The 11,779-nt window shown below is 69.8% G+C and carries 12 protein-coding genes and 1 tRNA gene; 8 read left to right on the top strand and 5 right to left on the bottom strand.

Features of this window, described 5'->3' with window-relative positions; translation table 11 throughout:
• Positions 1-132 precede the first annotated feature (132 nt).
• Positions 133-208 (bottom strand) — tRNA-Ala (locus KF910_RS13700).
• 195 nt (positions 209-403) lie between these two features.
• On the opposite strand from KF910_RS13700, the gene KF910_RS13695 reads away from it, so the two are divergent.
• The 5 genes from KF910_RS13695 (at position 404) to hisS (ending at position 5,182) form a co-directional block, all read left to right on the top strand.
• The gene (locus KF910_RS13695) at positions 404-733 is read left to right on the top strand and encodes a YggT family protein (RefSeq protein WP_292263880.1); all 330 of its coding nucleotides are present in this window, start codon (positions 404-406) and stop codon (positions 731-733) included.
• A gap of 131 nt (positions 734-864) precedes the next feature.
• Positions 865-1,743 carry a 3-hydroxybutyryl-CoA dehydrogenase gene (locus KF910_RS13690; protein WP_292263877.1) on the top strand — a complete coding sequence of 293 codons (879 nt, stop codon included), beginning with the start codon at positions 865-867 and terminating at the stop codon, positions 1,741-1,743.
• A gap of 9 nt (positions 1,744-1,752) precedes the next feature.
• Entirely contained in the window at positions 1,753-2,364 is a 612-nt protein-coding gene (locus KF910_RS13685; protein ID WP_292263874.1) for a phthalate transporter, read from the top strand.
• A 66-nt stretch (positions 2,365-2,430) separates the two neighbouring features.
• Positions 2,431-3,663, top strand: a complete 1,233-nt coding sequence (locus KF910_RS13680) for a DUF418 domain-containing protein (protein ID WP_292263871.1) — start codon at positions 2,431-2,433, stop codon at positions 3,661-3,663.
• Between the two features lie 43 nt (positions 3,664-3,706).
• On the top strand, positions 3,707-5,182 hold the full coding sequence (gene hisS, locus KF910_RS13675) for a histidine--tRNA ligase (RefSeq protein ID WP_292263868.1): 1,476 nt from the start codon (positions 3,707-3,709) through the stop codon (positions 5,180-5,182).
• Positions 5,183-5,491: 309 nt separating this feature from the next.
• On the opposite strand, the gene rpsP is transcribed toward hisS, so the two are convergent.
• From rpsP to KF910_RS13655, 4 genes are all read right to left on the bottom strand, one after another.
• Positions 5,492-6,067: a 30S ribosomal protein S16 gene (gene rpsP / locus KF910_RS13670; RefSeq protein ID WP_292263865.1), complete on the bottom strand. Its 576-nt coding sequence runs from the start codon at positions 6,065-6,067 to the stop codon at positions 5,492-5,494.
• Between the two features lie 25 nt (positions 6,068-6,092).
• Positions 6,093-7,628, bottom strand: coding sequence for a signal recognition particle protein (ffh, locus tag KF910_RS13665; RefSeq protein ID WP_292263862.1), 1,536 nt, complete (start codon positions 7,626-7,628; stop codon positions 6,093-6,095).
• 248 nt (positions 7,629-7,876) lie between these two features.
• On the bottom strand, positions 7,877-8,611 hold the full coding sequence (locus KF910_RS13660; RefSeq protein ID WP_292263858.1) for a HesA/MoeB/ThiF family protein: 735 nt from the start codon (positions 8,609-8,611) through the stop codon (positions 7,877-7,879).
• Between the two features lie 41 nt (positions 8,612-8,652).
• The gene (locus KF910_RS13655) at positions 8,653-9,066 is read right to left on the bottom strand and encodes a BLUF domain-containing protein (protein ID WP_292263856.1); all 414 of its coding nucleotides are present in this window, start codon (positions 9,064-9,066) and stop codon (positions 8,653-8,655) included.
• Positions 9,067-9,321: 255 nt separating this feature from the next.
• On the opposite strand from KF910_RS13655, the gene rlmN reads away from it, so the two are divergent.
• The 3 genes from rlmN to KF910_RS13640 form a co-directional block, all read left to right on the top strand.
• Positions 9,322-10,485, top strand: a complete 1,164-nt coding sequence (gene rlmN / locus KF910_RS13650; RefSeq protein ID WP_292263854.1) for a 23S rRNA (adenine(2503)-C(2))-methyltransferase RlmN — start codon at positions 9,322-9,324, stop codon at positions 10,483-10,485.
• 73 nt (positions 10,486-10,558) lie between these two features.
• Positions 10,559-10,999 (top strand): DUF350 domain-containing protein, encoded by a 441-nt coding sequence (locus KF910_RS13645; RefSeq protein ID WP_292263851.1) that lies wholly within the window; start codon positions 10,559-10,561, stop codon positions 10,997-10,999.
• Positions 11,000-11,003: 4 nt separating this feature from the next.
• A partial coding sequence (locus KF910_RS13640) for a S1 family peptidase (RefSeq protein ID WP_292263848.1) occupies positions 11,004-11,779 on the top strand: 776 nt, incomplete at its 3' end.

The raw sequence follows: 11,779 nt of genomic DNA, 5'->3' as shown, positions 1-11,779 counted from the left end.
TGCGCCATCTCCTCCCCGCCGAGGCCCCCTCTTCGCACATCTGACGACAGGCGACGCCGCCGCCGGCGCCGTGGTTTGTCATTTGCTGGAGATCGGTGTGGCCGCAAGCCGGCCATCCGCTTGGGCGACGCCTGGTGGAGCCGAGGGGAGTCGAACCCCTGACCTCGTCATTGCGAACGACGCGCTCTACCAACTGAGCTACGGCCCCGTTTCCGGGTGCAGGCGAGGGCGCGACATACGAGGGCCGTCAGGGGGTGTCAACGGGTGTCGATCGGTCGCGGCTCCGGACCCTGTCCGCGCCCAGGCCGAGGGGCGAGGGGCGAGGGGGCCACTATTGCGCGGCCGGTCGATTCCGGCGGAACGGAAAATGGTCTAGTCAGATCGGACAACCCGGGAGCCCCGAATGGAAATCGCCGCCGCCGTCATCGGCTTCATCTTCTTCGTGGCCAATGCGCTGCTGAGCCTGCTTTCGCTGGCCATCTTCGTCTGGGTGGTGCTGAGCTGGCTCTTCGTCCTGGACATCGTCAACCGGAACAATCGTTTCGTCGGACAGATCGCCTATGGGCTGGATCGGTTCACGGCCCCGGTCCTGGCGCCGCTGCGGGCCGTTGTCCCGAACCTGGGCGGCATCGACATCACCCCGATCATCGCCCTGATCCTGATCCAGGGGGTCAAGGCCTATCTGATGCCGGCGGCCTATGGGGCGGCCCTGAGCCTGGTCGGGGCGGGCTGAGGGATGGGCGCGGACCAGGACCGGGGCGACACGGCCGCCGGCAATCGGCGCCCGCCCCTTGCCACCCGGCCGCAGCTTTCTAAGGTGCGGGCCGAGAAGGGCCTCCCCGCCCGCAGCAGACCGACCTTCGCATGACCTCGATCAAGACAGTCGCCATTGTCGGCGCCGGCCAGATGGGCTCCGGCATCGCCCAGGCCGTGGCCCTGGGCGGCTATGAGGTCCGGATCTACGATGTCGAGGCCGAACGGGCGGCCGGCGCCCTGGGCCTGATCGGCGCCTCCCTGGCGCGGCAGGCGGCGCGGGGCATGGTCGATGGGGCGGCGGCCGATGCGGCCATGGCGCGGGTCCAGCGGGTCGAGACCCTGGCCCAGGCCGGCCAGGCCGATCTGGTGATCGAGGCCGCAGTCGAGGACGAGGCGGTCAAGAAGGCGATCCTGGCGGACATCACCCCGCATCTGGCGGCCGGGACTCTGCTGGCGTCCAACACCTCCTCCATCTCCATCACCCGCCTGGCCTCGGCCACCGACCGGCCAGAGCGGTTTATCGGCCTGCATTTCATGAAACCGGCCCCGGTGATGAAACTGGTCGAGATCGTGCGCGGCATCGCAACCTCGGCCGAGACCTATCAGGCGGCCGTCGCCTTCGCCGAGAGCCTGGGCAAGACCACCACCAACGCCGAGGATTTCCCGGCCTTCATCGTCAACCGCATCCTGGTGCCGATGATCAACGAGGCGATCTACACCCTGTATGAAGGGGTGGGGGACGTGGCCTCGATCGACAAGGCGCTGAAGCTGGGCGCCAACCATCCGATGGGGCCGCTGGAACTGGCGGATTTCATGGGGCTGGATGTGGTGCTGGCGATCATGAACGTGCTGCACGAAGGCCTGGCCGACACCAAATACCGGCCCTGTCCCCTGCTGGTGAAATATGTCGAGGCGGGCTGGCTGGGCCGCAAGAGCGGGCGCGGCTTCTACGACTATTCCGGCGACACGCCGACGCCGACGCGCTAGGCTTCGTCCGTGCTGAACCGCCGTTTCGAGACTCCGGAGGACCTGCCCGGCCAGACGCCGGTGACCTGGCGTCGGTCGGGCGCGGCCGCGGCCGTGGCGGCCGTGGCGGGGGCGGCCTGGCCGCCGCTGATCCTGACCCTGGTGTTCTGGCGCCCGCACAACTGGACGCCCGGGCTGGAGATGGACTGGCGGCTAGCGGGGCTGATCGTCGGACTGGTGGCGGTTCCGGTGGGAATGAATCTGTTGCGGCGCGAGCGTGAACGCACGGGCCGGCCGGCCAGCCGTCTGGGCGTGGTGTGGCGCTTCATGCTGTATGGCGGCATCCTGGCGGCGGCCCTTCAGACCCTCATGGCCGTCGCCCTGACGGTCATGGCCTGGTTCGAGGCGGGTGACGTGATCCAGGCCCTGGGCGCCACCGAGACCAATCTGCTGATCTATGGGGTGGCCGGCCTGCCGATCGCCATGATCCTGGGGGTCAGCTATGCGCTGTGGGCCGGACTGTGCGTGGCCTTCATCGCCTTCGCCCGCGGAACGCCGCCGGTGCGCGATCGCCTGGGCCTGATGGAGGACGCGCCGGTCCAGGCCGCGCGGCCCATGGCGGCCCCGCGACGGCGCTACTGATCAAATCCCCGCTTGCGCGCGGCGCGGGACGCCCGCAAACCTGACGGCTAGTCGAGGGGAAGAACCATGTCCGAAGCCGCACCGTCCCGAGCCCAGCCCGTGCGCAGCGCGGACCGGCTGATCACCCTGGACGCCGTGCGCGGCCTGGCCATCCTGGGCATTCTGGCCGTCAATATCATCGGATTCGCCTTTCCCTTCGGCGCCTATATGGACCATGGCGCCGCGCCCCAGCCGATGACGCCGGCGGCGGAAGGATGGCTGTGGGTGTCGAACACCTTCTTCCATTCCAAATTCATCACCCTGTTCACCCTGCTGTTCGGCGCTTCGATCTATATGGTCGGGGGCGAACGGAAGGACCCGGTCCGGGCGCCGCTGATCCCGCGCCGGCTGTTGTGGCTGGTGGTCATCGCCCTGGCCCATGGGCTGCTGTTGTGGTGGGGCGATGTCCTGCTGCTGTACGCCGTGACCGGCCTGGTGGTCATGACCATGCGGTCGATGTCGGCGCGAAGGCTGATCGTCATCGGCCTGTCGGTGACGGTGCTGATTTCCCTGCTTGGAGCGGCGGGAGCGGTGGCGATCCATTTCGCCCCGCCCGAGGTCCAGGCCTCGATGGAGGCCCAGAAGGCGGCCATGGGCGGCGGGCCCGAGGCGATCGCGGCCTCCATCGCCGCCTATCGCAGCGGCTGGGCCGGAATGATGAGCCAGAATTTCGCCGCCTGGGCCCAGCTGCAGTTCGCCAGCCTGCTGTTCTACAGCATACCGACGGCGGCCCTGATGATGCTGGGCATGGGGCTGCTGAAGTCCGGCTTCATGGCCGGGCGCGCGCCGGCCTGGGTCTATGGGATGCTGATCGTGATCGGCGGCGCCGTCCTGGCGGGGACGGCCTGGACCGGCTGGCGGGTCATGGTCGCGCCGGAGGGGCCGGAGGCGGCCCTGGGTCTGGACAAGGCTTTCGCCGCCTTCGCCTTCCCGGTCACCCTGGCCTATATGAGCCTGGTGATCCTGCTGGCCACGCGCGGGGCGGCCTGGGTGGTGCGCCCCCTGGCGCCGGTGGGGCGGATGGCCTTCACCAACTATCTGACCCAGTCGCTGATCCTGACCACCATCTTCGTCCAGCCCTGGGGACCGCGCCTGATCGGCCAGGTTCCGTGGGAGACCCTGCCCCTGATCGTGGTCGGGGTCTGGGTGCTGCAGCTGGTCTGGTCGCCGCTGTGGCTGTCGATGTTCCGCATGGGGCCGATGGAATGGGTCTGGCGGCGGCTGACCTATGGACCCGTGCCCCTGGGCCGGGACCGCTGAGGGCGCGGTTGCGGCGGGGCGGCCTATGGCCTAATCGCCCGGCATGACCGACGCCGCCCCTCCTCGCCCCGAAGCCCGAAGCCCGCGCGGCTTCGCCGACCGCCGCGGCCGCGACCTGGTCGCCGAGCGCCGTATCATCGAGAAGGTGGCCGCCGTCTATGAGCGTTGGGGCTTCGAGCCCCTGGAGACCCCGGCCTTCGAATATGCCGACGCCCTGGGCAAATTCCTGCCCGACGCCGACCGGCCCAACGAAGGCGTCTTCGCGCTCCAGGACGATGACGACCAGTGGATGGCGCTGCGTTACGACCACACCGCGCCCTTGGCCCGGTTCGCGGCCCAGACCTGGGAAACCCTGCCCAAGCCGTTCCGTCGCTATGCCTATGGCCCCGTCTGGCGCAACGAGAAGCCCGGCCCCGGCCGGTTCCGCGAGTTCCAGCAATGCGACGCCGACACCGTCGGCTCCAGCCGGCCCGAGGCCGACGCCGAGATCGTGGCCATGGCGGTCGAGGGGCTGCAGGCGGCGGGCCTGCCGGAAGGTTCGGCGGTCGTCCGGATCAACAACCGCAAACTTCTGGACGGGCTGCTGGCCCGGTCGGGCGTGGCGGACGCGGCCCAGAAGCTGATCGTCATGCGCGCCATCGATAAGCTGGACCGGCTGGGCGAGGGCGGGGTGCGCGACCTGCTGGGCAAGGGGCGGCTGGACGAATCCGGCGCCTTCACCCCCGGCGCCCAGCTTGCGGGCCCGGCGATCGGGGCCATCATGGCCTTCCTGTCGGCCGGCGGCGGCGCCTCGCGCGGCGAGACCCTGGATCGGCTGTCGGCGGTGGTCGGCGGATCCGAGGCGGGCGCGACGGGGCTGGAGGAGCTGGCCCGCATCGACACGGCCCTGAAGGCCCTGGGCGTGCCGGAGGGCCAGGCCCGGTTCGACCCGGCCGTGGTGCGCGGCCTGGAATACTATACGGGGCCTGTCTATGAGGCCGAACTGCTGGCGCCCGGCTCGGTCAGCCTGGGGTCGATCGGCGGCGGCGGCCGTTACGACGATCTGATCGCCCGCTTCACCGGCGAAGCCGTGCCGGCCACCGGCTTCTCGTTCGGCGTCAGCCGCCTGGCCTACGCCCTGAACGCGGCCCGGCTGATCGAGGGGGCGGGGACCGAGGGGCCGCGCGGCCCGGTGGTGGTCATCGTCTTCAACGGTGAGGACATGCCCCATTATCTGGCGGCGGCCGGTGAACTGCGGGCCGCCGGGATCGCGGCCGAGGTCTATCTGGGCCAGGCCGGAATGAAGGCCCAGATGAAATACGCCGACCGCCGCGGCGCCCCCGTCGCCGTCATCCTGGGCGGGGACGAGATCGCGGCGGGTCAGGTCACCATCAAGGACCTGGACGCGGGCCGCGCCCTGGCCGCCGGTGTGGTCGACAACGAGGCCTGGAAGGCCGAGCGGCCCGGCCAGAGAACCGTGCCTCGCGCCGATCTGGTGGCGACGGTCCGAGGCATCGTCGAGTCCGCCTCCGGACGATGACGAGCGCGTGACTTAACGCCGATCACCTTGCTTTTGGGCCGCTTTTCATCAGGCCTTTGATTGACTTGGCCCATGGTTTTGGGCCATTTGGGGACACTCGAGAAGCGTGACGCCGAGCGTCGTCGTATCTCGAAGGCGTTTCGGGGAGGAAACGTCCGCTCCGTCTGAGAGCGAGAGAGCCCGCCGCGATGTATCCCCCGCGGCGGGCTTTTTCGTGCCCGGTTTCCGCCCGCGCCCGGCGGTCTGCGACCAGAAAAAGGCCGGAGCGTCGCCGCCCCGGCCCTTCCCTTATCAGAGATCGCGCGAGGTTCAGGCCTCGGTCGGCTCTTCCTCGGCGGCGGCTTCGGCGGCCGGGGCCTCTTCAGCGGCGGCTTCCGTCGCAGCCTCTTCAGCAGCCGGGGCTTCCTCGGCGGCGGGGGCTTCTTCAGCCGGAGCCTCTTCGGCCGGGGCGGCCGCGGCGGCCTCGGCTTCGGCCTTGGCGCGTTCGGCGGCTTCAGCAGCCTCGACCTTGGCGGCGGCTTCGGCCTCGGCGCGGTCGGCTTCGCGCTGGGCGCGTTCGGCGGCGCGTTCCTGAGCCTTCTTGCCCGGCTGGGCCTTGTTCGGGTTGTTGCCTTGCGTCCACTTGACCTTGGCGCCCAGGGTCTCGTCCTGGCTCAGGAAGCGGGCGACGCGGTCGGTCGGCTGGGCGCCCTTGCCCAGCCATTCGGCGATGCGCTCGACCTTCAGGGTGACGCGCGGGGTCGGGCCGTCCTTGGGCAGCATCGGGTTGTAGCTGCCGACGCGCTCCAGGAATTTGCCGTCGCGGGGCGAGTGGCTGTCGGCGACGACGATATAGTAGTAGGGGCGCTTCTTGGCGCCGCCGCGAGCCAGACGAATCTTCAGCATTTTCAGTCTCTTTCCTTAGTCGAAATCATTTCTTGGGCGGGAAGCCCGGCAAGCCGGGCAGGTTCGGAAGCTGGCCGCCCCCCAGGCCGGCGAGCCGGTCCTGAAGCGCCTTCAGCTGTTCGGGATCGGGATCGGGCATCTTGCCGCCTCCCAGGGATTTCAGTCGGGCTATGTCAGCGGCGCCGCCGCCCATTCCAGGCAAGCCCCCGCCGCCCAGGCCGCCCATCATGGCGGCCATCTGCTGCATCTTCTTGGGGCCGCCGCGCGACAGCGACTTGACCATGTCGGCCATCTGGCGGTGTTGTTTCAGCAGGCGATTGATCTCGGAAACCTCGACGCCGGCGCCGGCGGCGACGCGCTTCTTGCGGCTGGCGTTCAACAGGTCGGGCTTCCTGCGCTCGGCCTTGGTCATCGAGCTGATGATGGCTTCCTGGCGGGCGATCATCCGGTCGTCGACGCCGCTGTCGGCCATCTGGGCCTTCATCTTGGCCACGCCGGGCAGCAGGCCCATGATGCCCTGAAGCCCGCCCATCCGCTTCATCTGCTGAAGCTGGTTCATCAGGTCGTCCAGGTCGAACTGGCCCTTGGCCAGCTTCCGGGCCATCTTTTCGGCCTTGGCCTGGTCCAGCTCGGTCGCGGCCTTCTCGACCAGGGCCACGATGTCGCCCTGACCCAGGATGCGGCCGGCGACGCGACGGGCGTCGAACACGTCCAGGGCGTCGACCTTCTCGCCCGCGCCCAGATATTTGATCGGCAGGCCGGTGACGGCCCGCATCGACAGCATGGCCCCGCCGCGCCCGTCGCCGTCGGCGCGGGTCAGGATCAGGCCGGTCAGGGGCAGTCGCTCATGGAAGGCCTTGGCGGTGCGCACGGCGTCCTGGCCGGTCAGGCTGTCGGCGACCAGCAGGGTCTCGACCGGGCGGGCGATGTCGGCGACCTCGGCCACCTCGTTCATCAGCCCTTCGTCCAGGGTGATGCGGCCGGCGGTATCCAGGATCAGGACGTCGAAGCCCTGGAGCCTGGCCGAGGACAGGGCGCGCTTGGTGATCTGGACCGCGCTCTCTCCCGCCACGATCGGCAGGGTGGCGACCTCGATCTGCTTGCCCAGGGTGGCCAGCTGCTCCATGGCCGCCGGACGCCGGGTATCCAGGGATGCAAGCATGACCTTCTTGCGGTCGAACTTGGTCAGGCGCAGCGCCAGCTTGGCCGAAGTGGTGGTCTTGCCCGACCCCTGCAGGCCCGCCATCAGCACGACGGCCGGCGGCGTGGCGTTGGTGTTCAGCGGGACCGGCTCTTCGCCGCCCAGCATCTCGATCAGGCCGTCATAGACGATCTTGATGACCTGGTCGGCCGGCTTGACCGAGCGGATGACCTCTTCGCCGGTGGCGCGCTCGGTGGCGAAGGCGATGAAGTCCTTGACGACCGGCAGGGCGACGTCGGCCTCCAGCAGGGCCACGCGCACCTCACGCATCGCCTCGGCCACGTCCTTTTCGGACAGGGCGCCGCGACCGGTGATCCGGTCGAAAACCCCTGTCAGCCGCTCGTTCAGAGCCTCGAACATACGTCCACCTCGCCCATTCTCGGGTCAGGCCGAAGGCCTGATCTCAGAGCAATGGGCAAAACCCAAACTGCACGCGCAAAACGACCTCAGCCCCAGTGGACGTATGACGTCGACTGGGGGGCTCTCCATCCTCGTCCCGGAACTCCCCTGATGTCAGGGCGGGGGTCGTGATGGTGGAGACGCGAGGTTCACTTGCGCCGGAAGCGGCGGCTTATGGCGGAAAACCGGGGCGAAGACAAGGCGCGGCCTCAGCCGCAGACCGGACAGGCCGGGTCCGGCGCCACGGCGACGGTGCGCACCTGGCCGCCCAGGCCGGCATACAGCAGCAGCCGCCCCGTCAGCGGACGGCCCGCGCCGGTGATGATCTTGATCGCCTCCAGGGCCGCCATGGCCCCCACCACCCCGGCCAGAGCGCCGACCACGCCGACGCGGGCGCAGGTCTCGGCGCTCGGCGGCGCCTCGGCCACCAGGCAGCGATAGCAGGGCTTCCCGACGAAGACGCCCACCTGCCCCTCCCAGCGGCCCAGGGCCCCGGACACCAGAGGAATTCCCGCCGCCACGCAGGCGGCGTTGACCGCGAACCGGGTGGTGAAATCATCCGTCCCGTCGATCACCACGTCCCAGCCGGCGACACGGACGCCGGCGTTGGCGGGCGTCAGCCGTTCGGGGAAGGTCTGGAAAGTCACGCCGGGGTTCAGCGCCGCCAGCCGCTCGGCCGCCGCCTCGACCTTCAGCCGGCCGATATCGCTGGTGGCGAATTGCACCTGGCGCTGCAGGTTCGACAGGGCCACCGTGTCGTCATCGACCAGGCCCAGGGTCCCGACCCCGGCGGCGGCCAGATATTGGGCCGCCGGACCGCCGACCCCACCCATCCCGACCAGCAGGACACGGGCGCGGGCCAGCTTCTGCTGCCCCGGGCCGCCGATCTCGGCCAGCACCAGGTGCCGCGCATAGCGTTCGACGACGTCGTCCGAAAAGGTCACGCCCGCTGCCTAGCCCGGGCGAAGGCCGCGGTCGAGGTCGATCAGGCCGCCTCGGCCGGGGCGACGATGCAACTGGCCAGCATGTCCTCGGCCTCGCGCGGCGTCAGGTCGGTCAGGCGACGCCCGGCCAGAAGGCGCGCCAGGGTCGGCTCGGTCAGGCCGCACAGGGCCATGGGATCATGGAACCGCCGTCCGCGCACCGGGGCGTCGGACAGCAGCCGCATCCCCGTATGACGCGGATCCGCCCGGAGCCGGGCCATAAGACGATCGACGTCGCCGCGCATGCCTTCGACGGCCTGAAGGACGCGGCCCTCGCAGAACAGGATCACGCCCGTGATCCGGTCGCGGCGGTTGTTGCGCGCCGCCGCGCCCAGGATATGGGCGATCGAAAGGGTCGTGCGGCCCGTCGTGCCCACGGTCTCGCTGACATAGATAACGCGATGCAGGTCGGTCATGTCCCGACGAGGCTTTCAAATGGGGAGGAATGGTCCAGGCTATGCCAGTATAGCGGTAAAAATATGTCCCAAGACCTCTATATACTACATGACCTTATCCCCAAAACCCTCGATTTGCGGCAACGATGTGGTCCAGCTTCACCGTATCCGCCACGCCTGGCCAGCCGCCCGCACGTCCGCTTCGCCCGCGCCTTAAATCCAGCGTGATCTGTGGTATAAGCGCGCCTTCCCGCCCACCGCACACGGATCGCCGCCTTGAGCGTCACGCTCGACCTGTCCCGCCCCCAGACCTTGGCCAAGGCCCCCGTCAACCTGACCGGATTGACGCGCGAAGGCCTGCGTCAGGCGCTGATCGACGCCGGCGTCTGCCCCCCCGAGAAGGCGAAGATGCGGGCCAGCCAGGTGTGGCGCTGGATCCACCACTATGGCGTCACCGACTTCGGCCTGATGAGCGACGTGGCCAAGGAGACGCGGGCCAGGCTGGCCGAGGCCTTCACCCTGGCCCGGCCCGAGATCGTGGAGCGCCAGGTCTCGAAGGACGGCACGCGTAAATGGTTGATCCGCACCGCGCCGGGGATCGAGATCGAGACGGTCTATATTCCCGACGTCGGCCGCTCGGGCGCCCTGTGCGTCTCGTCCCAGGTGGGCTGCACCCTGAACTGCAGCTTCTGCCACACCGGCACGCAGAAGCTGGTGCGCAATCTGACGGCGGCCGAGATCGTGGCCCAGGTCCAGGTGGCGCGCGACGACCTGGACGAATGGCCGTCCCCCAAGGAAGACCGCCGCCTGTCGAACATCGTCTTCATGGGCATGGGCGAGCCGCTGTATAACCTCGACCCGGTCGCCGACGCCGTGGACATCATCGCCGACGGCGAAGGCATCGCCATTTCGCGCCGTCGCATCACCGTCTCGACCTCGGGCGTGGTGCCGATGATCCCCGAGCTGGGGGAACGCACCGGGACCATGCTGGCCATCAGCCTGCACGCCACCAACGACGCCCTGCGCGACGTCCTTGTGCCGCTGAACAAGAAATATCCGCTGAACCAGCTGATGGACGCCATCCGCGCCTATCCGGGCCTGGGCAACGCCAAGCGGGTGACGTTCGAATACGTCATGCTGAAGGGCGTCAACGACAGCCCCGACGAGGCGCGCGCCCTGGTCAAGCTGATCGGCGGCATCCCGGCCAAGATCAATCTGATCCCGTTCAACCCCTGGCCCGGCACGGATTATGAGTGTTCGGACTGGAAGACCATCGAACGGTTCGCCGCCGTGCTGAACAAGGCCGGCTACGCCAGCCCCATCCGCACCCCCCGCGGCCGCGACATCCTGGCCGCCTGCGGCCAGCTGAAGTCCGAAAGCGAGAAGGTCCGGGCGAGTGCCTTGCGGCGCACCATCCAAGACCAGACCGAGGCGGCCTGACGCTTACATTCGGTCACCGAGTGTGGCCGGGGCGCGCTTGCGGTCGGGGGGGCGACTGGGGCAATCGTGCGGCATGGACGGATCGCTGAACAGCGTGCTGAGCAGTCCCGAGGTGCAGGCCTTCGCCAGCGGGTTTCCCGTCATGGTGCTGCACCTGGGGGTGACCCTGGGCCTTCTGGTCCTGGGCGCCAGCCTCTACGCCCTGCTGACGCCGTGGAAGGAGATCGCCCTGATCCGCGACGGCAATCCGGCGGCGGCGGTGGCCTTCGCGGGGGTGCTGCTGGGCCTGGCCATTCCGCTGGCGGTCAGCCTGTCGGTCTCGACCTCGCTGCGGGACGTGGCACTGTGGGGGGTGGCGACCCTGGTGCTGCAGTTGCTGGCCTTCCGTATCGTCGACCTTGTGCTGACCGGCCTGCCCCAGCGCATCCAGGACGGAGAGGTGCCCGCCGCAGTGCTGCTGGTGGGGGCCAAGCTGGCGACGGCGCTGATCCTGTCCGCCGCCCTGACGGGCTGAGGCGGTGCGCCGGATCCTGGGTCTGCCGGACTGGGCCGTCTACGCCCTGGTGGTTGGCGGCCTGCTGACCTTTTCCCTGCTGCGGCGCGAGAACGCCGACGCCCCGCCCGCCCCCGCGCCGCCGGACGAGCTGGAAGGCGCCCTTCTGGGCCCTGTCACCCCATTCGATCCGGCCGTGACCGTCCATACGCCCGACGCCCCGTTCCAGCCGGTGTCCGGCACAGCCTTCTCGATCGCCCGCGACGGCCGCTGGGTCACCGCGCGGCATGTGGTCGAGGGATGCCGCCGGCCCGCCCTGGTGGTCGGCGGCGGCCGGGCCGTGGCCGCCGACGTGCGCCTGGCCGCCCATGCGGATGTGGCGGTCCTGCTGACCCAGGGCGGTCCCGCGGCCCTGCCGGTGGCCGAGACGCCGCGCCTGCGCCGCGGCCAGCGCGCCTTCCATCCGGGCTTCCCCCAGGGACGGGCCGGCGAGGTCACTTCGCGCCTGCTGGGCCGCGAGACGCTGAGGGTGACGGGGCGGGGCGCGCGCGACGAGCCGGTCCTGGCCTGGGCCGAGGTCGGGCGGACGGCCGGGCTGGACGGCACCCTGTCGGGCCTGTCCGGCGCGCCCGCCCTGGATCGCCAGGGACGGGTCCTGGGCGTCACCCTGGCGGAAAGCCCGCGCCGGGGCCGAATCTATACGACCGCGCCGGACACCTTCGGCCCGGCCGTGCGCGGCCAGCAGCACGCCGACGAGGCCCTGACCGGCGAACCGATCACGGTCGACAACTACGGCCGGGT

It is taken from the genome of Brevundimonas sp., from assembly GCF_019636155.1.
Classification (GTDB): Bacteria; Pseudomonadota; Alphaproteobacteria; order Caulobacterales; family Caulobacteraceae; genus Brevundimonas.
This window is presented reverse-complemented; position numbering and strand designations above follow the sequence as displayed.

Bases quoted from the DNA above. Each gene is read 5' to 3' on its own strand.
- KF910_RS13645 (WP_292263851.1), top strand. From the start codon at position 10,559: ATGGACGGATCGCTGAACAGCGTGCTGAGCAGTCCCGAGGTGCAGGCC.
- KF910_RS13680 (WP_292263871.1), top strand. From the start codon at position 2,431: ATGTCCGAAGCCGCACCGTCCCGAGCCCAGCCCGTGCGCAGCGCGGAC.
- KF910_RS13695 (WP_292263880.1), top strand. From the start codon at position 404: ATGGAAATCGCCGCCGCCGTCATCGGCTTCATCTTCTTCGTGGCCAAT.
- ffh (WP_292263862.1), bottom strand. From the start codon at position 7,628: ATGTTCGAGGCTCTGAACGAGCGGCTGACAGGGGTTTTCGACCGGATC.
- hisS (WP_292263868.1), top strand. From the start codon at position 3,707: ATGACCGACGCCGCCCCTCCTCGCCCCGAAGCCCGAAGCCCGCGCGGC.
- KF910_RS13655 (WP_292263856.1), bottom strand. From the start codon at position 9,066: ATGACCGACCTGCATCGCGTTATCTATGTCAGCGAGACCGTGGGCACG.
- KF910_RS13690 (WP_292263877.1), top strand. From the start codon at position 865: ATGACCTCGATCAAGACAGTCGCCATTGTCGGCGCCGGCCAGATGGGC.
- rpsP (WP_292263865.1), bottom strand. From the start codon at position 6,067: ATGCTGAAGATTCGTCTGGCTCGCGGCGGCGCCAAGAAGCGCCCCTAC.